Annotated in this window: 26 protein-coding genes; 22 read left to right on the top strand and 4 right to left on the bottom strand. The window is 74.4% G+C overall.

The features are described from left to right. The first annotated feature begins 45 nt into the window (after window positions 1-45). Window positions 46-474 (top strand): Lrp/AsnC family transcriptional regulator, encoded by a 429-nt coding sequence (locus tag BLS70_RS16755; protein ID WP_218122462.1) that lies wholly within the window; start codon window positions 46-48, stop codon window positions 472-474. After that, window positions 467-802, top strand: coding sequence for a DUF4229 domain-containing protein (locus BLS70_RS16750; protein WP_091770275.1), 336 nt, complete (start codon window positions 467-469; stop codon window positions 800-802). Before BLS70_RS16755 ends, BLS70_RS16750 begins: the two co-directional genes overlap by 8 nt. A gap of 3 nt (window positions 803-805) precedes the next feature. On the opposite strand, the gene BLS70_RS16745 is transcribed toward BLS70_RS16750, so the two are convergent. Continuing rightward, window positions 806-1,678, bottom strand: coding sequence for a 1,4-dihydroxy-2-naphthoate polyprenyltransferase (locus BLS70_RS16745; RefSeq protein ID WP_091770274.1), 873 nt, complete (start codon window positions 1,676-1,678; stop codon window positions 806-808). Beyond that, window positions 1,679-2,821: an o-succinylbenzoate--CoA ligase gene (gene menE / locus BLS70_RS16740; protein WP_091770272.1), complete on the bottom strand. Its 1,143-nt coding sequence runs from the start codon at window positions 2,819-2,821 to the stop codon at window positions 1,679-1,681. 41 nt (window positions 2,822-2,862) lie between these two features. On the opposite strand from menE, the gene BLS70_RS16735 reads away from it, so the two are divergent. From BLS70_RS16735 to BLS70_RS16720, 4 genes are all read left to right on the top strand, one after another. Beyond that, window positions 2,863-3,828 carry an o-succinylbenzoate synthase gene (locus tag BLS70_RS16735; RefSeq protein ID WP_091770270.1) on the top strand — a complete coding sequence of 322 codons (966 nt, stop codon included), beginning with the start codon at window positions 2,863-2,865 and terminating at the stop codon, window positions 3,826-3,828. Next, a complete protein-coding gene (menD, locus tag BLS70_RS16730; RefSeq protein WP_091770386.1) occupies window positions 3,825-5,510 on the top strand; it encodes a 2-succinyl-5-enolpyruvyl-6-hydroxy-3-cyclohexene-1-carboxylic-acid synthase in 1,686 nt (561 codons plus the stop codon). Before BLS70_RS16735 ends, menD begins: the two co-directional genes overlap by 4 nt. Before the next feature lie 103 nt (window positions 5,511-5,613). Next, window positions 5,614-7,386, top strand: a complete 1,773-nt coding sequence (locus tag BLS70_RS16725) for a streptophobe family protein (RefSeq protein ID WP_091770269.1) — start codon at window positions 5,614-5,616, stop codon at window positions 7,384-7,386. Between the two features lie 36 nt (window positions 7,387-7,422). Further along, window positions 7,423-8,418 (top strand): discoidin/SUN/FTP domain-containing protein, encoded by a 996-nt coding sequence (locus tag BLS70_RS16720; RefSeq protein ID WP_091770267.1) that lies wholly within the window; start codon window positions 7,423-7,425, stop codon window positions 8,416-8,418. Window positions 8,419-8,424: 6 nt separating this feature from the next. Here the strand turns inward: BLS70_RS16720 and BLS70_RS16715 are convergent, their stop codons facing one another. After that, on the bottom strand, window positions 8,425-9,675 hold the full coding sequence (locus tag BLS70_RS16715) for an isochorismate synthase (RefSeq protein ID WP_091770265.1): 1,251 nt from the start codon (window positions 9,673-9,675) through the stop codon (window positions 8,425-8,427). 35 nt (window positions 9,676-9,710) lie between these two features. Here BLS70_RS16715 and BLS70_RS16710 point away from each other — a divergent pair, with 35 nt between their 5' ends. After that, the gene (locus tag BLS70_RS16710; RefSeq protein ID WP_091770264.1) at window positions 9,711-10,433 is read left to right on the top strand and encodes a demethylmenaquinone methyltransferase; all 723 of its coding nucleotides are present in this window, start codon (window positions 9,711-9,713) and stop codon (window positions 10,431-10,433) included. A 1-nt stretch (window position 10,434) separates the two neighbouring features. On the opposite strand, the gene BLS70_RS16705 is transcribed toward BLS70_RS16710, so the two are convergent. Continuing rightward, on the bottom strand, window positions 10,435-11,151 hold the full coding sequence (locus BLS70_RS16705) for a VOC family protein (RefSeq protein WP_091770262.1): 717 nt from the start codon (window positions 11,149-11,151) through the stop codon (window positions 10,435-10,437). Between the two features lie 120 nt (window positions 11,152-11,271). Here BLS70_RS16705 and BLS70_RS20890 point away from each other — a divergent pair, with 120 nt between their 5' ends. The 15 genes from BLS70_RS20890 (at window position 11,272) to nuoL (ending at window position 26,748) form a co-directional block, all read left to right on the top strand. Continuing rightward, entirely contained in the window at window positions 11,272-11,415 is a 144-nt protein-coding gene (locus BLS70_RS20890; RefSeq protein WP_176946454.1) for a hypothetical protein, read from the top strand. Window positions 11,416-11,417: 2 nt separating this feature from the next. Further along, window positions 11,418-12,077 carry a phosphoribosyltransferase gene (locus BLS70_RS16700; RefSeq protein ID WP_091770260.1) on the top strand — a complete coding sequence of 220 codons (660 nt, stop codon included), beginning with the start codon at window positions 11,418-11,420 and terminating at the stop codon, window positions 12,075-12,077. A gap of 113 nt (window positions 12,078-12,190) precedes the next feature. Next, window positions 12,191-13,462 (top strand): geranylgeranyl reductase family protein, encoded by a 1,272-nt coding sequence (locus BLS70_RS16695; protein ID WP_091770258.1) that lies wholly within the window; start codon window positions 12,191-12,193, stop codon window positions 13,460-13,462. Between the two features lie 108 nt (window positions 13,463-13,570). Further along, window positions 13,571-13,933 carry an NADH-quinone oxidoreductase subunit A gene (locus BLS70_RS16690; RefSeq protein ID WP_439645392.1) on the top strand — a complete coding sequence of 121 codons (363 nt, stop codon included), beginning with the start codon at window positions 13,571-13,573 and terminating at the stop codon, window positions 13,931-13,933. 22 nt (window positions 13,934-13,955) lie between these two features. Beyond that, complete coding sequence (locus BLS70_RS21715; protein ID WP_091770256.1) at window positions 13,956-14,648, top strand: NuoB/complex I 20 kDa subunit family protein; 693 nt, start codon at window positions 13,956-13,958, stop codon at window positions 14,646-14,648. Continuing rightward, complete coding sequence (locus BLS70_RS16680; RefSeq protein ID WP_091770254.1) at window positions 14,645-15,394, top strand: NADH-quinone oxidoreductase subunit C; 750 nt, start codon at window positions 14,645-14,647, stop codon at window positions 15,392-15,394. Before BLS70_RS21715 ends, BLS70_RS16680 begins: the two co-directional genes overlap by 4 nt. 13 nt (window positions 15,395-15,407) lie before the next feature. Then, window positions 15,408-16,727: an NADH-quinone oxidoreductase subunit D gene (locus tag BLS70_RS16675; RefSeq protein ID WP_091770252.1), complete on the top strand. Its 1,320-nt coding sequence runs from the start codon at window positions 15,408-15,410 to the stop codon at window positions 16,725-16,727. Next, on the top strand, window positions 16,724-17,776 hold the full coding sequence (nuoE, locus tag BLS70_RS16670; protein ID WP_091770250.1) for an NADH-quinone oxidoreductase subunit NuoE: 1,053 nt from the start codon (window positions 16,724-16,726) through the stop codon (window positions 17,774-17,776). Before BLS70_RS16675 ends, nuoE begins: the two co-directional genes overlap by 4 nt. A 1-nt stretch (window position 17,777) precedes the next feature. Further along, window positions 17,778-19,106, top strand: a complete 1,329-nt coding sequence (nuoF, locus tag BLS70_RS16665) for an NADH-quinone oxidoreductase subunit NuoF (protein ID WP_091770248.1) — start codon at window positions 17,778-17,780, stop codon at window positions 19,104-19,106. Next, complete coding sequence (locus BLS70_RS16660; protein ID WP_091770246.1) at window positions 19,103-21,586, top strand: NADH-quinone oxidoreductase subunit G; 2,484 nt, start codon at window positions 19,103-19,105, stop codon at window positions 21,584-21,586. The genes nuoF and BLS70_RS16660 overlap by 4 nt, the downstream gene beginning before the upstream one ends. After that, window positions 21,586-23,058, top strand: a complete 1,473-nt coding sequence (nuoH, locus tag BLS70_RS16655) for an NADH-quinone oxidoreductase subunit NuoH (RefSeq protein WP_091770244.1) — start codon at window positions 21,586-21,588, stop codon at window positions 23,056-23,058. The genes BLS70_RS16660 and nuoH overlap by 1 nt, the downstream gene beginning before the upstream one ends. Then, window positions 23,048-23,686 carry an NADH-quinone oxidoreductase subunit NuoI gene (gene nuoI, locus BLS70_RS16650; protein ID WP_255362530.1) on the top strand — a complete coding sequence of 213 codons (639 nt, stop codon included), beginning with the start codon at window positions 23,048-23,050 and terminating at the stop codon, window positions 23,684-23,686. Before nuoH ends, nuoI begins: the two co-directional genes overlap by 11 nt. Continuing rightward, a complete protein-coding gene (locus BLS70_RS16645; RefSeq protein ID WP_091770242.1) occupies window positions 23,683-24,501 on the top strand; it encodes an NADH-quinone oxidoreductase subunit J in 819 nt (272 codons plus the stop codon). The genes nuoI and BLS70_RS16645 overlap by 4 nt, the downstream gene beginning before the upstream one ends. Beyond that, complete coding sequence (nuoK, locus tag BLS70_RS16640) at window positions 24,498-24,797, top strand: NADH-quinone oxidoreductase subunit NuoK (RefSeq protein WP_089336423.1); 300 nt, start codon at window positions 24,498-24,500, stop codon at window positions 24,795-24,797. The genes BLS70_RS16645 and nuoK overlap by 4 nt, the downstream gene beginning before the upstream one ends. Window positions 24,798-24,813: 16 nt before the next feature. Continuing rightward, window positions 24,814-26,748, top strand: coding sequence for an NADH-quinone oxidoreductase subunit L (nuoL, locus tag BLS70_RS16635; protein ID WP_091770241.1), 1,935 nt, complete (start codon window positions 24,814-24,816; stop codon window positions 26,746-26,748). Window positions 26,749-26,780 lie beyond the last annotated feature (32 nt).

Raw genomic sequence — 26,780 nt, 5'->3', positions numbered from 1 at the left:
CGGGGAACCGGCCGCCACGAGGACGGAGACAACGCCATCGACGCCGTGGACCGGCACCTGATCGAGCTGCTGCGGGCCAACGGCCGGGCCAGCTACGCCGAGCTGGCCCGCCAGGTGGGCCTGTCCTCGCCCGCCGTGCACGAGCGCGTCGGCAAGCTGGAGGCGGCGGGTGTCATCACCGGCTACCGCGCGGTCATCGAGCCCTCCTCGGTGGGCCTGGACGTCACCGCGCTCATCGGGGTGATCGAGAGCGACTCGGTCGACGACACGGGCCTCGAGGCCGCGATGCGCGAGGTGCCGGGGATCGAGGACTGCTGGCGGGTGGCCGGCAGCGAGGGCTACGTGCTCAAGGTGCGTGTGGCGGACATCCCGGCACTCGAGGCCACCGTCAACGCGTTGAACCGGATCAGGGGCGTGGCACGCACCCGCACCACCGTGGTGCTGTCGACGAAGTGGGAGGGCCGGCATGGCTGAGCACGAGACCGCGGGACCGCCGGTGACCCCGGCCGGGCCCTCCGGTGGCCCGGCGACCCCGCCCAAGGTGCTGCCCTGGCTCGTCCTGCACACCATCGGGCGGCTGGGCATCTTCGCCCTGCTGACGCTGCTGCTGTGGTGGGTCGGCGGGCTGGACTTCTTCTCCGGGATGCTGTTCGGGTTGCTGCTGTCGATGCCGGTCGCCTACTTCGCCCTGCGGCCCTCCCGCGAGCGGCTCAGCGAGGCGCTCGTCGCCCGCAGCCTGGCGCGCCGGGCCGAGAAGGAGCAGCTCCGCGCGCGGCTCAGCGGCGGGGAGCCCTCCGCCTGACCGTCAGCCGCTGAGCGCGAGGCCGGCGGCCAGGAGCACCCCGGTCACCAGCGTGAGCCGGCCGGTACCGCCCAGCGCCGCGATGAGCGCCGGGCCGCGGCCACCGCCGAGCACGGTGCGCAGCGGGGGGACGCCCAGCGGCACCGCGAGCAGCGTGACCAGCACCCACGGCCGGACGACGCCCACGGCCACCACGACGAGCAGGGCGACCAGGAACAGCCCGGCGAAGGCCCACCTGGTGCCCCGCTCGCCCAGCAGCACCGCGAGGGTGCGCTTGCCCACGAGCGCGTCGCCGTCGATGTCGCGCAGGTTGTTGACGACCAGGATCGCCACGATGAGCAGGCCGATGGGCACTGCGACGGCGTAGGCCAGCCCCGGGAGCGTCCCGGTCTGCACGTACGTGGTGCCGACGACGGCGACGAGGCCGAAGAAGACGAAGACGAAGACCTCGCCCAGCGCCCGGTAGCCGTAGGGGATGGGTCCGCCGGTGTAGGTCCAGGCGGCCAGGATGCAGACCGCCCCCACCGCGACCAGCCACCAGCTCGTCAGCGCCGCGAGCACCAGGCCGGCGACCGCCGCGACGGCGAAGGCGAGCACCGCGGCGACCAGCACCGCCCGGGGCGAGGCGGCACCGGAGCCGACCAGCCGCATCGGCCCGACCCGGTCGGCGTCGGTGCCGCGGGTGCCGTCCGAGTAGTCGTTGGCGTAGTTGACCGCGACCTGCAGGGCCAGGGCCACGACCAGCGCCAGCAGCGCGGTGGACGGGCGGAAGCCGTCCAGCGCCGCGGCGGCTCCGGTGCCGACGAGCACCGGTGCGAGCGCGGCGGGCAGGGTGCGGGGCCGGGCGCCGGCCAGCCACTGCGCGGGGGTGGCCACTCAGACCTCCGGGATCAGGGCGGCGACCGCACGGCGGTCGGGCTTGCCGGTGTGCAGGGTCGGGACGGCGGCCAGCACGTGCAGCTGCCGCGGGGCGGCCGCCGCGCCCAGCCGGTCGCCCACCCAGCGGCGCAGCTCGGCGAGGTCCGGGGCGCGGTCGCCGGAGGGGACGACGGCGGCGACCACGCGCTGGCCCCACTCCGGGTCGGGCCGGCCCACGACGACGGCGTCGGCGATCCCGGCGTGCTCGCGCAGCACCGCCTCCACCGCCGCCGGCGCGACGTTGACGCCGCCGCTGATGAGCACGTCGTCGAGCCGGCCGAGCACGGTGAGCCGTCCGTCGGTCAGCTCCCCGGCGTCGCGAGTGCGGAACCACCCGCCCCCGAAGGCGGCGGCCGTGGCGGCCGGGTCCAGCCGGTACCCCGAGGCCAGCACGGGCCCGGCCAGCTCGATGCCGCCACCGCCGGGTCCTGCGGTCCCGCCGTCGACCACGCGCACGCGCACGCCGTCCAGCGGGACGCCGTCGTAGACGCAGCCGCCCGCGGTCTCGGTCATCCCGTAGGTGGTGACCACGCGAACGCCCTCCGCGCGGGCGCGGGCCAGGAGAGCCGGGTCGGTGGCGGCCCCGCCGACGAGGACGGCGTCGAAGCCGCGCAGCGCGTCGGGCTCGGCGTCGAGGAAGCGGACCAGCTGCGTGGGCACCAGTGCGGTGTACCGGCGGTCGCCGGCCGGCATGCGGGAGACCGCCGCCGCCAGGTCCTCACCTCGGTCGAGCACGACCGCCTCGCGTCCGGCCACCTCGCTCCGGCAGAGCACCTGCAGGCCGGCGATCGCCGAGACGGGCAGAGCGAGCAGCCAGCTGCCCGGGCCACCGAGCCGCTCCAGGGTCGCCGAGGCGGACGCGCGGACGGCGTCCGCCGACAGCAGCACGCCGCGTCCGGTGCCGGTGGAGCCGGACGTGACGACGACGAGGTCCGCGCCGGCCTCCAGCGGAACGTCCGCGCGGAGCACCGCGCGAGCGGCGTCGCCGGCCGCGGGCGGGCCGGCGGGGAGGACGGCCAGGGGGCGATCGCCGTCCAGGGCCGCGCGCACGTCGGCCTGCGTCAGCCCGGCGGCGGGGACGAGGGTCAGGTGCCGGGCCACGAGGCACGAGCGTACGGCGGCGCCCTCCTAGGCTGTCGGCCATGATCTCGAACCCCGCGAGCGGCGGTGGGCCGGCGGCGGATGCGTGGGTCTACTCGGTGCCTCTCCGCAACCGCTTTCGCGGCATCGACGTGCGCGACGGCGTGCTGCTGCGCGGGCCGGCCGGCTGGGGCGAGTTCTCCCCGTTCTGGGACTACGAGGTCGCGGAGAGCCGGCGCTGGTGGGCCGCCGCGGTCGAGGCCGCCACCGTGGGCTGGCCGGCCCCGCTGAGGGACTCCGTCCCGGTGAACGTGACCGTGCCGGCCGTCGACGCCGACCGGGCGCACGCCATCGTCGCCGCGTCGGGCTGCCGCACCGCCAAGGTGAAGATCGCCGAGCCCGGTCAGACCGAGGCCGACGACCTCGCCCGCGTGGAGGGGGTGCGCGACGCCCTCGGGCCGTCCGGCGCCGTCCGGGTCGACGCCAACGCGGCCTGGGACGTGGACACAGCGGTCGCCCGCATCCGCGCGCTCGACGCCGCCGTGGGGCTGGAGTACGTCGAGCAGCCCTGCGCGACGCTGCCCGAGCTGGCTGCCCTGCGCCGCCGGATCGACGTCCGGGTCGCCGTCGACGAGGGCGTCCGGCGCTCGGCCGACCCGCTCGCGGTCGACCTCCGCGAGGCCGGCGACGTCGTCGTCCTCAAGGTGCAGCCGCTGGGCGGGGTGCGGGCAGCGTTGCGCGTCGCCGAGGCGCACGGCCTGCCCTGCGTCGTCTCCTCGGCGCTGGAGAGCTCGGTCGGCATCGCCGCCGGGGTGGCGCTGGCCGCCGCCCTCCCGGAGCTGCCGTTCGCGTGCGGCCTGGCCACGGTCGCGCTGTTCACCGACGACGTGTCGAGCACCCCGCTGCTCCCGGTCGACGGCCGGCTGCCGGTCGTGCGGCCGGTGCCCGACCGGTTCGATGCCGTGGCCGCCGACGCGGAGACCGAACAGCGGTGGGCCGCGCGGATGGCCGCGGTGATCACGGCGTGAACCCCTCGACCGCCTTCGCCCGCGTCCTGGTCGACGAGTTGCTGCGCGGCGGCGTCACCGACGCGGTGCTGGCGCCCGGCTCGCGCTCGGCACCGGTGGCGCTGGCCCTCGCCGCCGCCGAGCGGTCCCGGCGGCTGCGGCTGCACGTGCGCATCGACGAGCGGACGGCGTCGTTCCTGGCGCTGGGCCTGGCCAAGGCGTCGGGCCGGCCGGTGCCGGTCCTGACGACGTCGGGGACGGCGGCGGCGCACCTGCACGCCGCGGTGCTGGAGGCCGACGCGTCCGGGGTGCCGCTGCTGGCGCTCACCGCCGACCGGCCACCGGAGCTGCGTTCGACCGGTGCCAACCAGACGATCGAGCAGGCCGGGCTCTACGGCGGCGCGGTGCGGTGGACGGCCGACGTCGGCGTGCCCGAGGAGGGGCGCGAGGTGGCGCAGAACCGCTACTGGCGCTCCGTCGTCGCCAAGGCGCTGATCACCGCGACCGGGGCGCTGTCGGCCGACCCCGGGCCCGTGCACCTGAACCTCTCCCTGCGCGACCCGCTCATGCCCGGCGACGACGACGGGGACGCGCTGGACGGCCCGTGGGCCGGCCGCCCGGACGGCGCGCCCTGGACCGCCGCCCAGGCCCCGCCCGGCTTCTCCGCGACGGCGCACCGGCTGGCCCCGCGCACGTTGGTCATCGCCGGCGACGGCCCGGCGCGTGCCGCGCACGGACTGGACGAGGCGTTCCCCTGGCCGGTGGTGGCCGAGCCGAGCAGCGGCTCCTGGGGTGGCCCGGCCGCGGTGCGGGGCGGCGTGCTCCTGCTCGGTGCCCGCGACTGGCTGGCCGCCCACCGGCCCGACCACGTGCTGGTGGTCGGGCGGCCGACGCTCTCGCGCCCGGTGAACGCGCTGCTGGCCGACCCCGCCGTGACGGTGGAGACGGTCAGCGCCACGCCGCGGTGGGCCGACGCGGTGCGGTCCAGCACCCGGGTGACCTCCCTGTTCGCCGGTGCCGACGGCAGCGGTGCCGACGGCGCCTGGGTGGCCGCCTGGCGGTCGGCCGCCGAGCGGGCGGGAGCCGCGGTCGACGCCGCGCTGGACGCGACGCCCGGGCTCACGGCCGCCCGGGTCGCCCGCGACGTCGTCGGCGCGCTGCCGTCAGGCGCTGTCCTGGTGCTCGGCTCCTCCACCCCGGTGCGCGACGTCGACCTGCTGGCCCGGCCCCGGGCGGACCTCACCGTGCTGGCCAACCGCGGGGTCGCCGGCATCGACGGCACGATCTCCACGGCCATCGGCGCCGCCACGGTCCACGGCGGCCCCGCGTTCACGCTCATGGGCGACCTGACCTTCCTCCACGATCTGACCGGTCTGCTGACCGGCGAGGGGGAGCCGCTGCCCGATCTCACCGTCGTGGTGCCCGACAACGACGGCGGCGGGATCTTCGCCCAGCTGGAGCCGGGGGAGGACCGGTACGAGGCCGGCTACCGGCGCGTGTTCGGCACGCCGCACGGCCGCGACCTGGTCGCCGTCGCCGGTGCTCTGGGGTGGACGGCGTCGGCGGTGTCCACGCCGGACGATCTGCGGGCCGCGCTGGCGCTGGGCGGGCCGCGGATCGTCGTCGTCCGCACCGATCAGCGAGCCGAGGCCCGCCTGGGCCGGGAGCTTCGTGCGGCGGCCGCGGCGGCGCTGCGCGGCTGACTGCGCCGCGCCGCCGTCCACAGGGAGGAGCGGATCGGACCGCGGTGACCCCTAGGGTGTCGCGCGGGCACGGCGCGCGCCGTCACTTCTGGGGAGAGAACACATGACGGCACGCTTCTGCGCGACCTGCGCGGCTCCGGTCGGACCCGACACCGCCATCTGTGCTGCCTGCGGCCACCCGGTGGCGCCGGCGCAGGGTGGGCAGGCGCCGGCCGCGCCCTACGCGCAGTCCCAGGGTGCTCCTCACCCGCAGCAGCCCGGTGCTCCCTACGGCGGGCCGCAGACCGGCGTCCCGTACGGCGCGACGGCGCAGGGCGGTACGCCGTGGGGCTCGGCGGCGCCCCAGAGCGGCGGAGCGGCGGGCCGTGGCGCGATCGACGCCCTGCTCGGCGGGGACTGGCGCGGCGCGGTCAAGGCCGCCGGGTTCTCCGTGCTGGCCATGCTCGCCCTCGGCCTGGTCGGCGTGCTGCTCCTCGCCGCCGGCGAACTCGGGTTCCGCGAGGTCGTGGCCCTCACCGCGGGTGCGGTGTGCACGGCCGTCGGCGGGGACGTCTTCGTCGAGACCTCCGCCGACATCTTCAGCGGCGACGAGTTCTTCGACAGCGGCGGCGAGGAGTTCTTCGGCGGCGGGGTCGTCAGCGGCTCCGGCAGCGTCGGCCTGCTGCCGCTCACCCTCACGCTCACCGGCCTGACGCTGCTGGCCTGGCTGTTCATCCGGTCGCTGCGCGCCCGGGGCGTGCACCGCGGCCGCGACGTGCTCCTCCAGGGCGCACGCACGGCGCTGGTGTTCACGGTCCTGTTCCTGCCGCTGGCCCTGCTGACCCGGCACCGCATCGACGAGTCCGACGACACGTTCGGCACCATCGGCCGGGTCGGGGTGTCGGTGTGGTCGACGCTGACCGGCGCGGTGCTGTTCGCCGTCGCGACGCTCGGCCTCGTCTGGCTGTTCTCCCGGCAGACCCGCGGCGGCCTGCCCACCCGGCTCGCCGCCGTCCGGGCGCAGGTGGTGGTCCCGCTGCTGGGCGCTCTGGCCGTCTTCGCGGCGGGCCTGCTCGGCGTCCTCGCCTTCCTGATCTACAGCCTCGTCCAGTACGACGAGCGGGTCGCGCAGCTCGGCGTGCTCGTGCTGGGCGGCGGCAACGGCGCGCTCGCCAGCGTCCTGTGGTCGGCGGGCGTCCCGCTGGGCACCGACGCCGGCTTCGCGGGCGCCGGGCTCGGTGCCGGCGCCTCGGAGGGCGTCGACCTGTTCACCTTCACCGACGAGAGCGCGTGGGTCTGGCTGGCGCCGGTCGTCCTGCTGCTCGTCCTGGTGGCGGTGGCGACGGTGCTCACGGTTCGCCAGAACTCGGTCGTGGACGCGCGGCGCGAGGGGTTCCGGTTCGCCGGGGCGCTGGCGGTCGTGGCCTTCGCCGCGGCGCTGCTGCTGCGTGTCTCCACGGAGTTCTCGGGCGGGGTGTCGGTGTTCGGCGGCACGGCGGACGCCTCCGCCACCTTCAACCCGCTCATCGCCGCGGTCGCCCTCGGCCTCTGGGGTCTGGTCGCCGGGCTGCTCGGCCCCGTGCTCGCGACGCGGATCTCCAGCTCGCTGGTCACCCGGCTCCGTGGCCGCTTCGGCGTCGCGGCGCCCCGCCCGGCGCCGGGCGCGGGCGGGCAGGGATGGCAGCAGCCGGGCGGTCAGCAGCCCACCCAGCAGTTCGCGGCGCCGCCCTACCAGCAGCCGCAGCCGCAGCCGCAGCCGTACGCGCCGCAGACGTACGCGCCGCAGCCGTACGCGCCGCAGCCGTACGCGCCGCAGCCGTACGCGCCGCAGCCGCACGAGCAGCCGCCCTACCCGCAGCAGCAGCCGCTCCCCCCTGTCCCACCGCCCAGCCAGTAGGAGTGATCCGATGAGTCGCGAGGAGGGCGACGCGGCATGAGGTTCTGCGGTGCCTGCGGGGTGCAGGCCGGGACCGGTCAGCGCTTCTGCATCGCGTGCGGTGCCAACCTGCAGCCGGCGGTGTACTCGGAGCGGGGCACGGTCGCGGAGCCCGTCTTCGTGTACCCGGTGCCACCGGCGGCCTGGCCGTCCGCGTACGTCGCGCCGGAGGTGGAGATCGCGCCCGCGGTGCACGAGGAGGTCGGGCCCCGGCACGCGAGCCGCGCGCCCGACCGCCGGCCGCTGGTGGTGGCTGCGCTCGCGTGCGCCGGCCTGCTCGTCGTCGGCGGCGGCTACCTGGTCGGCGACCGCCTGCTGGTCGCCGACGACGGCCCGACTGTGGCGCAGGACGGCTCCGGCACCCCCGACCCGGCCGCCGACGCCGGGCCGGCCCCCGCCCCCGGCCTCGCGGACGTCGGGGACCAGGACGTCGCCCCGGCCCCCACCGTGCCCGTGCCGCCGCCCGTGACCGCTGCGCCGCCCGCGCCCGTGCCACCACCCGCATCTGTGCCCCCGCCAGCCGTCGGCCCGCTCCTGCCCGTGTCGGTCAGCGCCACCTGCCAGGCCCCGTCGGGGGTGGACGCCGCCGGTGCGCCGGTCAGCTACGACGCGATGAACACGCTGGACGGGGTCGGCGGGACCGCCTGGCGCTGCGCGGGCTCCGCCGTCGGCCAGCGCCTGGTCTACGACTTCGGCCGCCCGGTCGTCCTCGCGTCGGTGGCTCTCGTCCCGGGCTACGACAAGACCGACCCGGTCGACGGCACGGACCGGTTCGGCGAGAACCGGACGGTCACCGCGGTGACGTGGGGCTTCGACACCGGCGTGGTCCACCGGCAGGACGTCCCGGCGCCCGGCCGGGCGATGGCCGTGGCCCGGCTGGGCGGACCCGTGTCGACGACGCGGGTGGTGCTGGAGATCGCCGGCACGGGCAACGACGGCGCGATCCGGGACTTCACGACGATCAGCGACGTCGCCTTCACCGGGTCGGGCTGATCCGCCCTAGCCCTCGAGCGCGTTCTGGAAGGCGGCGAACTTCGCCTGGGTCTCGGCCAGCTCCGCGGCGGGCTCGGAGCCGGCCACGATGCCGCAGCCGGCGAACAGCCGGGCGCCGCCGTCGGGGGTGAGCTCGGCGCAGCGCAGCGCCAGCCCGAACTCGCCGTCGCCCCGGGAGTCGATCCAGCCGACCGGTCCGGCGTAGCGGCCGCGGTCCATGCCCTCGAGCTCGCCGATCAGCGCGGCGGCGTCGGCCGTGGGCGTCCCGCACACCGCCGCGGTCGGGTGCACCGCGCCGACCAGCTCCAGCAGGCCGGCCGATCCTCGCTGGGTGCCGGTGACGTCGGAGGCCAGGTGCCGCACGTTGGCCAGCGTGAGGAGTTCGGGCTCGGCGGGAGCGGTGAGCCGGCTGCAGTAGGGCGCGAGCGCGTCCACCAGGGAGTCGACGGCCCAGGCGTGCTCCGCACGGTCCTTCGCCGAATCGAGCAGCGCCGCGGCCAGGCGGTCGTCCTCGGCGCCGGCCCCGCGCGCCGCCGTCCCGGCCAGGACGCGGGAGGACAGCTGCCGCCCGGTCCGCCGCAGCAGCAGCTCCGGGGTGGCCCCGAGCAGCCCGTCGACGGCGAAGGTCCAGCAGTCGGGGAAGCGCGCGGCCAGCCGGCGCAGCAGCCGACGGGGGTCGAGGGCGGGCTCGGCGGAGACGAGCAGGTCGCGGGCGAGCACCACCTTGTCGAGTTCGCCGGCGTCGATCCGGGCCACGGCCGTGGCGACGGCGGCGCACCAGGTGGCCGGATCGAGGGCACCGTCGGCGTAGCGCAGCCGGGGGGCGGGTCCGTCGACCGGAGCGGGGGGACGCCCCAGCTCGGGAGGCACGCCGGCGCCGACCGTGGTGATCCAGCCGACGCCGTCCCGCCGGCCCACCACGACCTGGGGGACGACGAACACCGACGTCCCGGCCACCGGGTCGAAGGCGATGCTGCCGAACAGCACCGGACCCGAACCGGGGATCCCGAGGTCGTCGGCGACGTCCAGCCCGGCGGTGTACCGCTCCCACCAGGCGGCGGCGTCGGCGAGCGCGGAGGGGCCGGTGACCTCCAGGCGCGCCGCCTCGCCCCAGCCGACCAGGCCCTCCCCGCGACGCACCCACGACAGCCCGGCGCCCTCCGGCAGGAGGTCGAGCAGGTCGCCGGCGTCCTCGGTGCGGACGGTCGTGACGGTGCGCGCGGCCGCTGCCGGAGAGGTCAGGGCAACGGTCGTCACGGTTCCAGCGTAGAAGGCCTTGTAGCGTCGCCACCGTGGTCGACCGGCGAGACACCCAGCACACCGCCGGTCTGCGGGCCGATCTGGACAAGCGTCCGGCGGAGGTCGCGGCGATGTTCGACCGCGTCGCCAAGCGCTACGACGTCACGAACACGGTGCTCTCGGGCGGGCTGGACGCCTCCTGGCGGAGGGCGACGCGGCAGGCGCTGGGCGCCCGGCCGGGGCAGACGGTGCTCGACGTCGCCGCCGGCACGGCGGTGTCCACCGTGGAGCTCGCCTCGGACGGGGTGCGCGCCATCGCCTGCGACTTCTCGCAGGGCATGCTGCGCGCCGGGGGCGCACGCGCGGTGCCGAAGGTGGCCGGCGACGCGATGGCCCTGCCGCTTGCGGACGAGAGCGTGGACGGCGTCGTCATCTCCTTCGGCCTGCGCAACGTGGCCGATCCGGACGCCGCGCTGCGGGAGTTCCGGCGGGTCACCCGGCCCGGTGGCACGCTCGTGGTCTGCGAGTTCTCCCGGCCGACGTGGGCGCCGTTCCGCACCGTCTACCTCGAGTACCTGATGCGGGCCCTGCCGCGGATCGCCCGGGCGGTCAGCAGCAACCCCGAGGCCTACGTCTACCTGGCCGAGTCGATCCGCGCCTGGCCCGGCCAGCCGGACCTCGCCGGGCGGCTGCAGGAGGCCGGCTGGTCCGACGTCGCCTGGCAGAACCTCACCGGTGGCGTCGTCGCCCTGCACCGGGGACGCCGTCCCGCCTGAGCTACGCGCGCTCCAGCACGCAGAACTCGTTGCCGTCGGGGTCGGCCAGCACCACCCAGGGGACGTCGCCCTGGCCGATGTCGACCCGCGTCGCGCCGAGGGCGAGGAGCCGGTCGACCTCCGCCTGCTGGTCACCGTCGGGTGCGAGGTCGAAGTGCAGCCGGTTCTTCGGCGCCTTCTCCTTCGCCGGGTATCCACCCCAGGTGATCTTCGGGCCGCCGTGCGGCGAGCGGATGGCGGTCTCCTGGTCCTGGTCCCAGACCAGCGGCCAGCCCAGGGCCCGGCTCCAGAACCAGCCGACCTCCTGGGAGCCGTCGGAGGCCAGCGCGCCGAGGAAGCCGCAGTCGGCGAGGAACTGGTTGCCCGGCTCGATGACGCAGAACTCGTTGCCCTCGGGATCGGCCAGCACCACATGGCCCTCCTCCGGTCGCTGGCCGATGTCGATGTGCCGGCCGCCCAGCTCGAGGGCGCGCGCCACCGTCCGCCGCTGGTCCTCGGGGGAGGAGCTGGTCAGGTCAGGGTGCATCTGGTCCGGCACGCACTTCCGCTCCGTGGTCGGCGCGAAGCGGATCGAGAACCCGGTGTCGTCCGCCGGCAGCAGCGCGATGCCCCCGCGAGGGTCGTCGGTGACCTCCCAGCCGAGCAGTCCGCCCCAGAAGCGCGCGAGGCGCTCGGGGTCGAGCGCGTCGACGGTCAGCGCCACGAGCCGACCGGTCATGCGCCTCAGGCTGCGCGCCGGAGGGGTGCGGCGCAAGGCACTTCTCCGGCCCCTCCAGGGGCCCGCCCCGAGCGTGCGAGGGGGTGGGGAGGAGGGGGGTCCTTCCGCTAGCGTCGGTCCATGACGAGCCCGCCGTCCCCGCAACCGCCGTCACCGTCCCCGTCGCCGACCGACCCGATCGCCCCGCCGGAGCCGGCTCCCTACCCGGTGCCCGATCCGGGCGACCCCATCGCGCCCCCGCCGACGGGGCCGCAGCCGGTCTGACCGTGCGCCGGGCAGCGTTCGCCGACCGCCGCGACGCGGGCCGGGCGCTGGGCGCCCGGCTGGCCGGGACGGTGCCCGGGGACGTCGTCGTGCTCGGCCTGCCGCGCGGCGGTGTGGTCGTCGCCGCCGGGGTGGCCGCCGCGCTCGGCGCCCCGCTCGAGGTCCTGCTGGTCCGCAAGCTGGGGCTGCCCCGCCAGCCGGAGCTCGCCATGGGCGCCGTGGCCGCGATCGGTGAGGCGGTCGAGACGGTGCGCACCGACCACGTCCTGACCGCCGCCGGGATCGACGACGCCACCTTCGCCGCGGTGCGGGACCGCGAGCTGGTCGAGCTGCGCCGCCGCGAGGCCGCCTACCGGGGCGACCGCCCGCCGGTGGACCTGGCCGGCCGCACCGTCGTACTGGTCGACGACGGCCTGGCGACCGGCGCGACCGTCCGGGCCGCGCTGCAGGTGCTGGCCGGACGGCGTCCCGCCCGCACCGTCGTGGCGGTGCCGGTGGGCTCGCCGGCGGCGGTCCGCGAGCTGAGTGCCCTCGCCGACGAGGTGGTCTGCCTCTTCGCGCCGGCGACGCTGCGGGCGGTCGGCGGCGCCTACGGGAGCTTCGCCCAGACGTCCGACGACGAGGTCCGCCGGGTGCTCCGGGAGGCCGCGACCGAACTGTGATGCATCCCTCTGTCCAGGGGTGCTGTCGTCTTCGTCACACCCCCGCCTAGAGTGGGCAACCGAGGCACTTTGTGAATCAATTCACAAAGTCCGGACGAGGGGAGTGGGACCGCGTGCCAGGGACGACCGACCGGAGCGCCGACGTCATCGTCGTCGGCGCCGGCCCGGCCGGATCCGCGGCGGCATGGCGGCTCCGGCAGGCGGGGCGCGAGGTCGTCGTGCTGGAGAAGGCGGACTTCCCGCGCGAGAAGGTGTGCGGCGACGGGCTCACCCCGCGCGGCGTGAAGGCGCTCCAGGACCTCGGCATCGACACCTCGCCGCAGGCGGGCTGGGTGCGGCACAAGGGCCTCCGGGTGCACGGCGGGGGCGTGGTCACCGAGGTGGACTGGCCGCGGCTGCAGCACTGGCCGGACTTCTCGCTCGTCCTGCGGCGCAGCGAGCTCGACGCCCGGCTGGCCGCCCACGCGGAGGCGGCCGGTGCGCGCGTGCACACGGGAGTCACGGTCACCGAGCCCCTGCTCGACGACGCCGGGCGGGTGGCCGGCGTGCACGCCCAGGCCGGGCCGGACAAGGAGCCGCAGGTGTGGCGGGCGCCCCTCGTCGTCTCCGCGGAGGGACTCTCCGGCCGGCTGGCCAAGGCTCTGGGCCTGGTGCGACGCGAGGACCGCCCGCTGGGGGTCGCCGTCCGCCGCTACGTCCGCTCGCGCCGCGCGGCCGACGACTACCTCGACATCTCCTTCGACCTGACGGCGGCCGGCCCCTCCCGCGACTCGATGCCGGGTTACGGCTGGATCTTCGGCATGGGCGACGGCACCGCGAACGTCGGCTACGGGCTGCTGGACACGCGGCGGGGGACCGGGGCGGACCACCGCGCGGTGCTGCGCGCCTGGCTGGACACCTTCCCGGCCGAGGAGGGCCTGGGCGAGGAGGACGCCGTCACGCCGCTGCGCGGAGCCGGGCTGCCGATGGCGCTCAACCGCGGGCCCGCCTACACCCGCGGCCTGCTGCTCGCCGGCGACGCCGCGGGTACGGTGAACCCCTTCAACGGCGAGGGCATCAGCTATGCCCTGGAGACCGGCCGGCTGGCCGCGGAGACGGCGGCCGACGCCCTGTCCCGGCCGGAGGGGCCGGCCCGCGAGTCGGTGCTGCGCCGCTACCCCGAGCGGCTCCGTGCCGCCTACGGCCGGCACCACCGCCTGGGCATCGGCTTCCTCGCCCTGCTCGCCCGCCCGGAGGTCGTCCGGTTCACCACCGCCCACGGGCTCACCCGGCCCGCGCTCGTCGCCGCCGCGCTCCGCCTCATGGGCAACCTGACCGACGGCCGGGACGGCGACGCAGTGGACCGCGCCGTCGCCGTCCTCACCCGCCTGGCCCCGGCGGTCTGACGTGGACTCCTACCTGGCCGACGTCGCTCTGCCGTCCCCGGTCGACACGGCGACAATCCGTTCCGGATCGGCACGGAACGTGACCGTCCTCACCCTAGGGTGGTGCTGATGCTGTCGACCTACGTCCCGATCCTGGGGCTCTTCGCGCTGGCCGCGGCGTTCGCGCTGTTCTCGGTCGCCGCCGCGCCCTACGTGGGCCCGCGCCGGTTCAACCGCGCCAAGCTCGACGCCTACGAGTGCGGGATCGAGCCGGTCGACCAGCCGCTGACCGGCGGCCGGTTTCCGGTGAAGTACTACCTGACCGCGATGTTGTTCATCATCTTCGACATCGAGATCGTCTTCCTCTACCCGTGGGCCGTGCACAACGAGGCGCTGGGCGTCTTCGGCCTGGTCGAGATGGTCGTCTTCATCGTCACGGTCTTCATCGCCTACGCCTACGTGTGGCGCCGCGGCGGATTGGAATGGGACTAGACGTGGGACTGGCGGTTCAGTAATGGGACTCGAGGAGAAGCTGCCCAGCGGCGTGCTGCTGACCAGCGTGGAGAAGCTGGTCAACTGGACGCGGAAGTCGTCGCTGTGGCCGGCCACGTTCGGCCTGGCCTGCTGCGCCATCGAGATGATGGCGACCGGGGCCGGGCGCTACGACCTGGCCCGGTTCGGCATGGAGGTATTCCGTGCCTCGCCCCGGCAGGCCGACCTGATGATCGTCGCCGGGCGGGTGAGCCAGAAGATGGCGCCCGTCCTGCGGCAGATCTACGACCAGATGCCCGAGCCCCGCTGGGTGCTCGCGATGGGCGTGTGCGCCAGCTCCGGCGGGATGTTCAACAACTACGCCGTCGTGCAGGGCGTCGACCACATCGTCCCGGTGGACATGTACCTGCCCGGCTGCCCGCCGCGGCCGGAGATGCTCACCGACGCCATCCTCAAGCTGCACCACAAGATCATGAACGAGCCACTGGGGGAGAAGCGGGCGCGGGAGCAGGCGAAGGCGCGGGCTGAAGGCACCGCGAAGGACCTGCTGGTCGAGATGCCCTCCACCGTGCGGGTCGACAAGGTGGCGCGCCGTGCCTACGAGCAGGCCGCTGCCGAAGGGCGCACCGGCCAGTTCGCCTTCGAGCAGCGCAACGGCAACGCCGTGCTGCTCCCCGAGGAGCGGCCGAGCGGCCAGGGGAAGGCCTGGCGATGAGCACCGATGGTGGCGAGGTCGTGCCCGGTCGCGAGGAGGCCGGCTTCGACGACGCGACGGCCCCGGCCGGTGGCTTCCGCAAGGGCGCCTTCGGGGTCAGCGGCAGCGGCGACACCTCCGGCTTCGGCGGGCTGGTTCGCGTCGAGCCGGGCGGCGCGGTCGCCCTGCACTCCACCGAGCGCCCCTACGGCGGATGGTTCGACGAGGTCACCGACGCGCTGATCGACGCGGTCGGGCAGGCCACCTACGACGCCGCCGTCCAGCGGGTGCTGGTCGACCGGGGCGAGATCACCTACTTCGTCGCCCGGGAGCACCTGCTGACCCTGGCCCAGGCGCTGCGCGACGACGAGGCGCTGCGCTTCGAGCTGTGCAGCAGCGTCTCCGGCGTCGACTACCTCGACAGCGGCGGCCCCGCCGTGGCGCCGCACCGGCCCCGGCTGCACGTGGTGCTGCACCTGACGTCCATGACCTACCGGCGGCGGATCCGGCTCGAGGTGGCGGTCACCGTCGAGGACCCGCACGTCCCCTCGGTGACCGGCATCTACCCGACGGCGGACTGGCACGAGCGGGAGACCTTCGACATGTTCGGGATCGTCTTCGACGGCCACCCGGCGCTGACCCGGATCCTCATGCCCGACGACTGGGACGGGCACCCGCAGCGCAAGGACTACCCGCTCGGCGGCGTCCCCGTGGAGTACCACGGCGCGACGATCCCGCCGCCGGACACCCGTCGGGCCTACAGGTGAAGGGCGCGTACCGATGAGCACCACCTACGACCCGTACGCCGGCTCGCGCGAGACCACCGAGGGCCGCGTCTACACCGTGACCGGTGGCGACTGGGACCTCACCTTCGCCGACCCGCACGACCAGGACCGCCTCGTGGTCAACATGGGGCCCCAGCACCCCTCGACCCACGGCGTCCTGCGCCTGGTCCTCGACCTCGAGGGCGAGACGGTGACCAAGGCCCGCGTGGTCATCGGCTACCTGCACACCGGCATCGAGAAGAACACCGAGTACCGCAACTGGGTGCAGGGCACGACCTTCGTGACGCGGATGGACTACCTGTCCCCGCTGTTCAACGAGACCGGCTACTGCATGGCCGTCGAGAAGCTCCTGGGCATCGAGGCACCGCAGCGGGCGCAGACGATCCGCGTGCTGGTCATGGAGCTCAACCGGATCGCGTCCCACCTGGTGGCACTGGCGACCTTCGGCATGGAGATGGGCGCCCTCACGGGCATGACCAACGGGTTCCGCGAGCGGGAGATGGTCCTCGACCTGCTCGAGGAGATCACCGGTCTGCGCATGAACCACGCCTACGTCCGCCCCGGCGGCCTGGCGCAGGACCTCCCCGAGGGCGCGGTCGACAGCATCCGCGAGTTCCTGAGGATCTTCCCGAACCGGGTGGCCGACTTCCACCGGCTCCTCACCGGCCAGCCGATCTGGCAGAACAGGCTCAAGGACGCCGGCTACCTCGACGTCACCGGCTGCGTCGCGCTCGGGATCACGGGGCCGGTGCTGCGGGCGGCCGGCCTGCCGTGGGACCTGCGCAAGGTGGAGCCCTACCTGGGCTACGAGACCTACGACTTCGAGGTGCCGACCGCCGACACCAGCGACGCGTGGGGCCGCTACCTGGTGCGCATGGCCGAGGTGAACGAGTCGCTCAAGATCGTCGCCCAGGCGCTGGACCGGCTGGAGCCGGGGCCGGTCATGGTCGACGACAAGAAGATCGCCTGGCCCGCGCAGCTGTCCCTCGGCGCCGACGGCATGGGCAACTCGCTGGACCACGTGCGGCACATCATGGGCCAGTCGATGGAGGCCCTGATCCACCACTTCAAGCTGGTCACCGAGGGCTTCCGGGTGCCGGCCGGCCAGGTCTACGTGCCGATCGAGTCGCCCCGCGGCGAGCTGGGCTACCACGTGGTCAGCGACGGCAGCACCCGGCCGTGGCGCGTCCACGTGCGCGACCCCAGCTTCGTGAACCTGCAGGCCACCGCGGCGATGAGCGAGGGCGGGATGATCGCCGACGTCATCGCAGCGATCGCGTCGATCGACCCCGTGATGGGGGGAGTGGACAGATGAGCGCCCTTCCCGGCTCGCCCGAGGCCGCGGCGACCACCGGCCTCGACGACAGCCCCGTGCTGCCCGCGCCGGCCGACCTGCCGCCGCTGACCGAGCAGACCCGGCTGGAGGCGCGGGAGATCATCGCCCGCTACCCGAAGGCGCGGTCGGCGCTGCTCCCGATGCTGCACCTGGTGCAGAGCTACCAGGGCTACGTCTCACCCGAGGGCGTCACGCTCTGCGCGGAGGAGCTGGGGCTGACCAAGGCCGAGGTCGGCGCGGTCGCGACGTTCTACACGATGTACAAGCGGCGTCCCACCGGCCGGCACCTGGTCAGCGTCTGCACCAACACGCTGTGCAGCGTGCTGGGCGGGCAACGGATCATGGACGCGCTGTCGGCGGACCTCGGGGTCCACCACGACGAGACCGCCGCCGACGGCTCGGTCACCCTCGAGCACGCCGAGTGCCTGGCCGCCTGCGACTACGCGCCGGTGGTCACCGTCGACTACGAGTTCTACGACCAGCAGGACGTCGCCAGCGCCCGCGAGCTGGTGGCCGCGCTGCGCCGGGGCGAGAAGCCGCTGCCCACCCGCGGCGCACCGCTCACCGACTTCAGGGGCATCTCCCGCCAGCTGGCCGGCTTCTCCCAGTACGGCGACGCCGATGCCGCCCGGGCCGCCATCGACGCCCCGGGCGCACTGGAGCCGACGCTGGCCGGGCTACGGCTGGCCGTCGAGCGCGGCGAGTCCGCCCCTGCCATGCCCGCCGGCACGCCGTCCGAGCCGGAGGACCAGGGCGAGCCGCGGGAGACGGTGCGCCCCTCGGGCCGCACCGGCGAGACCCCGGAGAAGGAGGCCGGCGACGCCCGCGTGGCGGCCGCCGACAACCCCGCCGAGCGCGCCGGTGCGGCACAGGCGCACCCGGACGCGGGCGCCGAGTACGGCCGCGGCCGCCCGCCCGGCGGGCTCGACCAGCAAGGCACCGACACACCTGCAGGGACCGAGCCGGGTACTGAAGCCCAAGGCCCCGCCACCCATCCCCGGGCCACCCCGGGCTCCGGGAAGGCCTGACATGCCCCTCACTCCCGTCCTCACCACCCGCTGGGGCGCCGACCGCTCGTGGCGGCTGTCGACCTACGAGTCGATGGAGGGCTACGCCGCGCTGCGCACGGCCCTGTCGATGGCTCCCGACGAGCTGGTCACGATGGTCAAGGACTCCGGACTGCGCGGCCGCGGCGGCGCCGGCTTCCCGACGGGCATGAAGTGGAGCTTCATCCCGCAGCCCAAGCCGGGCGAGGCCCCGACCGGACCGGCGGCGATGCCCAAGTACCTCGTGGTCAACGCCGACGAGGGCGAGCCGGGCACCTGCAAGGACCTGCCGCTGATGATGGCCGACCCGCACTCCCTGATCGAGGGCGTGATCATCTCCGCGTACGCGATCCGGTCGAAGTTCGCCGTCATCTACGTCCGCGGCGAGGCCGTGCACGCCCACCGCCGGCTGGTCGCCGCCGTCGAGGAGGCCTACGCCGCGGGCTACCTCGGCAGCGACATCCTCGGCTCGGGCTACGACCTCGAGCTGATCGTGCACGCCGGCGCCGGGGCCTACATCTGCGGCGAGGAGACGGCCCTGCTGGACTCCCTCGAGGGGTACCGCGGCCAGCCCCGGCTCAAGCCGCCGTTCCCCGCGGTCGCCGGCCTGTACGGCGCCCCGACGGTCATCAACAACGTCGAGACGCTGGCCAGCGTGCCGTTCGTCGTCCGCGGCGGCGCGGAGTGGTTCAAGGCGTTCGGCCCGGAGAAGTCGCCTGGGCCGAAGATCTACTCGCTGTCGGGCCGCGTCGTCCGCCCCGGGCAGTACGAGGCCCCCATGGGGACGACGATGCGCGAGCTGCTGGAGATGGCCGGCGGCGTGCGCCCGGGTCACGAGCTCAAGTTCTGGACGCCCGGCGGCTCGTCCACGCCCTACTTCACCGCCGAGCACCTCGACGTCCCGCTCGACTTCGACTCCGTGGCCGCCGCCGGCTCGATGCTCGGCACCACCGCGCTCATGGTGTTCGACGAGACCGACTCGATCGTCGAGGCCACCCTGCGGTTCACCGAGTTCTACGCGCACGAGAGCTGCGGCAAGTGCACCCCCTGCCGTGAGGGCACCTACTGGCTGGTCCAGATCCTCGAGCGCATCGCGCACGGCCGGGGCACCGCGCAGGACCTCGACATCCTCGTCGACACCTGCGACAACATCCTGGGCCGCTCCTTCTGCGCCCTCGGCGACGGCGCCACGAGCTGCATCACCAGCTCGCTGAAGTACTTCAAGGACGACTACGTCGCCCTGCTGCCCCCGGAGGAGCAGGCCCGGCTGGGCCGCAGCCTCCGCCTCGAGCCCGTGGGAGCTGCGTCATGACGCTGACGAACCCGACGCCGGCGCCCGCGGTGCCGCCGGGCACCCCCGGCCCGCACACCCCGCCGGACGCCGTCCACTGCACGATCGACGGCTTCGACGTCGCGGTGCCCAAGGACACGCTGATCATCCGGGCCGCCGAGCAGGTCGGTGTCTTCATCCCGCGGTTCTGCGACCACCCGCTGCTGGAGCCGGTCGGCGCCTGCCGGCAGTGCCTGGTCGAGGTCGAGGGCCAGCGCAAGCCGGTCGCCTCCTGCACCATGCCGGTCACCGAGGGCATGGCAGTGCGTACCCAGCTGTCCAGCCCGGTGGCGGACAAGGCGCAGCAGGGCACGATGGAGCTGCTGCTGATCAACCACCCGCTGGACTGCCCGACCTGCGACAAGGGCGGCGAGTGCCCGCTGCAGAACCAGGCGATGGGCCACGGCCGCACCGAGAGCCGGTTCGTCGACGAGAAGCGCACCTACCCCAAGCCGCTGGCGATCAGCACCGAGATCCTGCTCGACCGCGAGCGCTGCGTGCTCTGCGCCCGGTGCACCCGTTTCTCCCAGCAGGTGGCGGGCGACCCGTTCATCGAGCTCTTCGAGCGCGGGGCGCTGGAGCAGGTGGCGATCTACGAGGACGAGCCGTTCGAGTCCTACTTCTCCGGCAACACCACCCAGATCTGCCCGGTCGGCGCGCTCACCAGCACGCAGTACCGGTTCCGCGCCCGGCCGTTCGACCTGCGCAGCGAGGACAGCGTCTGCGAGCACTGCGCGTCGGGCTGCTCGATGCGCACCGACTACCGGCGCGGGAAGGTCACCCGCCGCCAGGCCGGTGAGGACCCGGCGGTCAACGAGGAGTGGACCTGCGACAAGGGCCGCTACGCGTTCCGCTACGTCACGTCCAACGAGCGGCTGACCACGCCGCTGGTGCGCGGCGCCGACGGCACGCTGCAGCCGGCGTCCTGGCCCGAGGCCTGGGCCGCGGCCGCGGCCGGGCTGGCCGAGGCGCGCGACGCGGGCGGGGTCGGGGTGCTGCCCGGCGGCCGGCTGACCGTCGAGGACGCCTACGCCTACGCCAAGTTCGCCCGTGTGGCGCTGGGCACCAACGACGTCGACGCCCGCGCCCGCGCCCACTCGGCGGAGGAGCTGGCGTTCCTGGCGAGCACGGTCGCGGGCACCGGTCCGGGCCGGGGCGGGGTCACCTACGACGAGCTGGGCGCCTCACCGGTCGTCCTCCTCGCGGGCTTCGAGCCCGAGGAGGAGTCGCCGATCCTCTTCCTGCGGCTGCGCAAGGCGGTCCGCACCAAGCGGACGCAGGTCTTCGACCTCGCACCCTTCCCGACGCGGGCCGCGCAGAAGCTCCAGGCCACGGTGCTCACCACGCTGCCCGGTGCGGAGGCGCGGTCGCTCCAGGCGCTGGCGCTGGGCACCTGGGGCGGCCCTGCCGTCGCCGCGCTGCGGCAGCCCGGCGCCGTCGTCCTCGCGGGCGAGCGGCTGGCCGAGGTGCCGGGCGCGTTCACCGCCCTGGTCGAGCTGGCGGAGGCCACCGGCGCCCGCATCGCCTGGGTGCCCCGCCGGGCCGGCGAGCGCGGGGCCGTCGAGGCCGGTGCGCTGCCCGCGCTGCTCCCCGGTGGACGCACCGTCGCCGACGAGGGTGCGCGTGCCGAGGTCGCGGGACGCTGGGGCGTGGACGCCGCGGCCCTCCCGTCGTCCCCGGGCCTGGACACCACCGGCATCCTCGCCGCCGTGCGCGACCGCCGGCTGGCCGGGCTGCTCGTCGGCGGCGTCGACCCGGCCGACCTGCCCGACCCCCTGCTCGCCGAGAACGCCCTGGCGGAGGCCCGCTTCGTCGTCAGTCTGGAGATGTTCCCGACGGCGGTCACGGAGTGGGCCGACGTGGTGCTCCCGGTGGCCGCCGCCTCGGAGAAGGCGGGCAGCTTCCTGGACTGGGAGGGCCGGGTGCGGTCCTTCGACGCCACGCTGCACGACACCGGCCGGCTGTCCGACGCCCGGGTGCTGCACGGTCTGGCCGATCTCATGGACGTCGACCTGCGGCTGCCGACGCCCGAGGCCGCCCGGGCGGAGCTCGCGGCGCTGGGCACCGCGCGGTCGTCCGCGGTCGCCGGCCCGGACGTCGCCGCCGCCGGAGCGCCCGCACTGCGCGCCGACGAGGCCCTGCTCGCCTCCTGGCGGCAACTCCTGGACGCCGGCACGCTGCAGCGCGACGAGCCCGAGCTCTCCGGCACCGCCCGCCGTCCCGTCGTCCGGCTCGCCGCGGAGGCCGCCGCCCGGCTGGGCGTCGCCGACGGTGCGCCGGTGACCGTGACCGGGCCCGCCGGTGCGGTGACGCTGCCCCTGCTCGTCACGCCGATGCCCGACCACGTGGTCTGGCTGCCGATGCGCTCGCCCGGCAGCGAGGTGCGCACGCACCTGGGCGCCGGTCCTGGCGCCGTCGTCCGCATCGCCGCAGCTGCCGTCCCGGATGGAGGTGCCGCGTGATGCCGCTGGCCAGCCCCGACCAGCCCACCCTCGAGGACTTCGGGAACGACGTCTGGTGGATCGTGCTCATCAAGGTCGTCGGGGTCTTCGTGGTCCTGGTGCTCCTGACGCTGTTCGCGATCGTCTTCGAGCGCAAGGTCGTCGCCCGCATGCAGCAGCGGATCGGCCCCAACCGGGTCGGCCCGCGCGGTTACCTGCAGAGCCTCGCGGACGGGCTGAAGCTGGCCTTCAAGGAAGACATCATGCCGGCGCTCGCCGACAAGCCGATCTACTTCCTGGCCCCGGTCATCGCCACCGTCCCGGCGTTCATCGCCTTCTCCGTCATCCCCCTGGGCCCGACGGTCAGCATCTTCGGCGAGCGCACCCCGCTGCAGCTCACCGACGCCCCCATCGGCGTGCTCGTGGTCCTGGCCTGCTCCGCCATGGGGATCTACGGCATCGTCCTCGGCGGGTGGGCCTCCGGCTCCACCTACCCGCTGCTCGGCTCGCTGCGCAGCGCCGCGCAGATGGTCAGCTACGAGATCGCGATGGGGCTGTCGATCGTCGCGGTGTTCCTCTACGCCGGCTCGATGTCGACCTCGGAGATCGTCGCCGCCCAGGCCGACGGCAACCAGGTGTCCTTCTTCGGATGGGAGTTCACCGGCCCCAGCTGGTACGCCGTCCTGCTCCCGGTCTCCTTCGTCATCTACGCGATCGCCGTGGTCGGCGAGACCAACCGCGCACCCTTCGACCTCGCCGAGGCCGAGAGCGAGCTGGTCGGCGGCTTCCACACCGAGTACTCGTCGCTGAAATTCGCGCTGTTCTTCCTGGCCGAGTACATCAACATGGTCACCGTCTCCGCACTCGCCGCGACGCTGTTCCTCGGCGGCTGGCGGGCGCCCTGGCCGATCTCGATCTGGGACGGCGCCAACACCGGCTGGTGGCCGCTGCTGTGGTTCTTCCTCAAGGTCGTCGTCGCCCTGTTCGTCTTCATCTGGCTGCGCGGCACGCTGCCCCGCCTTCGCTACGACCAATTCATGAGCTTCGGCTGGAAGGTGCTGGTCCCGACCGCTCTGGTCTGGATCCTCGTGGTGGCCACCATGCGCACGGTCGCCCGCGAGACCGACCTGTCCACCGGGGAGGTCACGCTCTTCGTCGGCGTCCCGGTCGCGCTGCTGGTGCTCGCCGGCCTGCTCCTGGCCAGCCGGTCCGGTCATCGCGACACCCGGCTCATGGCGGCCGATGCCGCGGCCGGCGGGGTGCACGCCGTCGACCCGGAGGCCGAGGTCCTGCCCCCGGCCGGCGCCTCGCGCCGTCCCACCGGCGGACCCACCCGCGCCGAGGGCGGGTTCCCCATCCCGCCGATGGACCTCACCGTTCCGCCGTCGCCCCGGCTGCGCCGCGAGCCCGTCGCCGGTGACGGCGGCGCGGTCGTGGCCACCGGCCGGCGCGGCACCACCACCGTCGAGGAGGACAGCCCCGATGTCCGATAACCGGTCCGACCGCACCCCCGCGAAGCGCAGCGGTGGCGAGGTGGCCCGTCCCTCGACCGACCACCTCGCCAAGCCGGCGGTCCGCGACAGCCTGATCCCGGCCGCCGTCCAGGGCTTCGGCGTCACCTTCGCCCAGATCTTCCGCAAGGTGACGACCGAGCAGTACCCGTTCGAGCCCAAGGTGACCAAGCCGCGCTACCACGGCCGTCACGTGCTCAACCGGCACCCGGACGGGCTGGAGAAGTGCGTCGGGTGCGAGCTGTGCGCCTGGGCGTGCCCCGCCGACGCGATCTACGTGGAGGGCGGTGACAACACCGAGGAGGCCCGCTACTCGCCGGGTGAGCGGTACGGCGCGGTCTACCAGATCAACTACCTGCGCTGCATCTTCTGCGGGCTGTGCATCGAGGCCTGCCCCACCCGCTCGCTGACGATGAGCAACGACTTCGAGCTCGCCGACGACAACCGCCAGGACCTGATCTACACCAAGGAGCAGCTCATGGCTCCGCTGCTGCCCGGCATGGAGCAGCCGCCGCACCCCATGCGCCTGGGGGACGACGAGAAGGACTACTACCTGCGGGTTCCGGAGGCGGGCTCGGCGTCCGAGGCCGTCGTGGGGGAGCAGGCGTGAACGAGGTCGTCATCGGCACGGGGGAGACGGTCGCCTTCTGGGTCCTCGGACCGGTCGCGCTGGCCGGGGCTCTGGGCATGGTGTTCAGCCGCAACGCGGTGCACTCGGCCCTCTGGCTGGTCACCACGATGCTGTCGCTGGGCGTCTTCTACGTGATCCAGGAAGCGCCGTTCCTCGGCGCGGTGCAGATCATCGTCTACACCGGCGCGATCATGATCCTCTTCCTGTTCGTGCTGATGATGATCGGCCGGGACTCCTCGGACTCCGTCGTCGAGACGCTGCGCGGCCAGCGGGTCGCCGCCACCGTGCTGGGCCTCGGCTTCGCCGGTCTCGTCGGCGCGGGCATCGCCCGGGCGACCGAGGACCTCGTCGGGGTGGGCCTGGCCGACGCGCAGCCGGAGGGCAACATCCCGGCGATCGCCGAGTCGCTGTTCACCGACTACCTGCTCGCCTTCGAGGTCACCAGCGCCCTGCTGATCACCGCCGCGCTCGGCGCGATGGTGCTGGCGCACATCGAGCGGGAGCCCGGCACCCGGCGTACGCAGAAGGAGCTGTCGCGGGCCCGCTTCCTCACCGAGCGGCCGCAGACCCTGCCCGGCCCCGGCGTCTACGCCCGGGCCAACTCCGTCGCCGCGCCCGCACTGCTGCCCGACGGCCGCACGTCGCCGGACAGCCAGGCCACCGGCATCGAGCCGCAGGTGGCCGACCAGATGCCGCGACCCACGGGCCGCGAGCAGCTGGGCTCCCCGGACGGCGCGCTGGGCACCCTCGACCCCGCCCCCCTCGACGGCCCGGCAGGCGGTGACCGGTCATGACGCTGACCTACTACCTGGTGCTCGCGGCGATCCTGTTCACCATCGGCGCCGTCGGCGTGCTGGTCCGCCGCAACGCCATCGTCGTGTTCATGTGCATCGAGCTGATGCTCAACTCGGTGAACCTCACGCTGGTCACCTTCGCCCGCGCCACCGGCACGGTCGACGGCCAGATCATGGCCTTCTTCGTCATGGTCGTCGCCGCGGCCGAGGTGGTCGTCGGCCTCGCCATCATCATGTCGATCTACCGGACCCGCCGGTCCGCCTCGGTCGACGACGCCAACCTGCTGAAGTACTGACGGGGACCGGGGAGACATGGAGATCATCTCCGCTGAGGTGCTGCCGTCGGAGGTGGTGCCGGCCGAGGGGTTGCTCGGCGCGTCCTGGCTGCTGATCGCGCTGCCGCTGGCGGGTGCCGCGGTGCTGCTGCTGGGCGGGCGGCGCACCGACCGGTGGGGCCACCTGCTCGGGACGGCGACGGTGGTGGGCGCGTTCCTGCTGGCGGTGCTGTGCACCTTCTCGCTGGCCGACGTCGAGGGCCGGTCGGTGGACGTCGACCTGTTCACCTTCATCTCGACCGGCCAGCTGGACGTGCGGGCGGGCCTGCTCTACGACCCGCTGTCGGCGGTGTTCGTCCTGCTGATCACCGGCGTCGGCTCGCTGATCCACGTCTACTCGATCGGCTACATGGCGCACGACCCGGCCCGGCGCCGGTTCTTCGCCTACCTCAACCTCTTCGTCGCCGCGATGCTCCTGCTGGTCCTCGGCAACAGCTTCGTCGCGCTCTACGTGGGCTGGGAGGGCGTGGGTCTCGCGTCCTACCTGCTCATCGCGTTCTGGTACACCCGCCCGGGGGCGGCGACGGCGGCCAAGAAGGCCTTCATCATGAACCGGGTCGGCGACGTCGGCCTGGCCCTCGCGATCTTCGTCATGTTCGCCCAGCTCGGGACGACGTCCTACGAGGGGGTCTTCGGCACCGTCGGCACCCTGGCCGGGGGCACGATCACCGCCATCGGCCTCCTGCTGCTGCTGGGTGCCTGCGGCAAGTCCGGCCAGTTCCCGCTGCAGGCCTGGCTGCCCGACGCCATGGAGGGCCCGACGCCGGTCTCGGCGCTCATCCACGCCGCCACCATGGTCACCGCCGGCGTGTACCTCATCGCCCGCTCGGCACCGATCTACGACGAGACGCCGACGGCGCGCACCGTCGTCCTCGCCGTCGGGGCGGTCACGCTGCTCATCGGCGCCATCGCCGGGTGCGCCTTCGACGACATCAAGAAGGTGCTGGCGTACTCCACGGTCAGCCAGATCGGCTACATGTTCCTGGCCGTCGGCCTGGGCCCGGCCGGCTACGTCGCGGGACTGGCGCACCTGCTCGCCCACGGCTTCTTCAAGGCCGGGCTCTTCCTCGGCGCGGGTTCCGTCATGCACGCCATGGACGACTCGGTGGACATGCGCCGCTACGGCGGTCTGGCGCGGAAGCTACCGATCACCTTCGCCACCTTCGGGCTGGGCTACCTCGCCCTGATCGGCTTCCCGTTCCTCTCCGGCTTCTACACCAAGGACGCGATCATCGAGGCCGCGCTGGACCGGGACGACGCCTGGGGCTGGGTCCTCGCCGGCGTCGCCGTCCTCGGCGCCGGGCTCACCGCCTTCTACATGACGCGGCTGATGCTCATGACGTTCTTCGGCCGGGCACGGTGGGCGGACGGGGTGCACCCGCACGAGTCCCCGACGGTCATGACCGCGCCGATGGTCGTGCTGTCGCTCGGCTCGATCGGCGCCGGCTTCCTGCTGGTGAAGGCCTTCCCGCTCTCGGACTGGCTGGAGCCGGTGTTCGGCGAGGAGCACTCCGCGGAGCACGTGGTCGCCCCGCTCACCGTCGGCCTGGTGGTCACCGGCGTGATGCTGCTGGGCGTACTGGCCGCGTGGCTGTTCGTCGGCCGCCGCGAGGTGCCGGTCACCGCACCCGTGCGGGTCTCGCCGGTCACCCGGGCGGCCCGCAACGCGCTCTACGCGGACACGATCAACGAGTCGCTCCTCATGCGCCCGGGCCAGTGGCTCACCCGCGCCCTCGTCTGGGTGGACAACCGCGGGGTGGACGGCGCGGTGAACGGCCTGGCCGCCGGGCTCGGCGGCTCCTCCTCCCGCCTGGGCCGCACGCAGACCGGGTTCGTGCGCACCTACGCGCTCGGCATGCTCGGGGGCGCCGTGCTGGTGGCCGGTGCGCTGCTGGCGGTGACGTCGGGATGAGTGGACGACGTGCGCGCAGCGGCCAGGTCCTG

Origin of the sequence: Blastococcus aurantiacus (assembly GCF_900102425.1) — a bacterium.
Classification (GTDB): Bacteria; Actinomycetota; Actinomycetes; order Mycobacteriales; family Geodermatophilaceae; genus Blastococcus; species Blastococcus aurantiacus.
The sequence above is the reverse complement of the archived record's forward strand: the minus strand, read 5'-3'. Positions and strand labels throughout refer to the sequence as shown.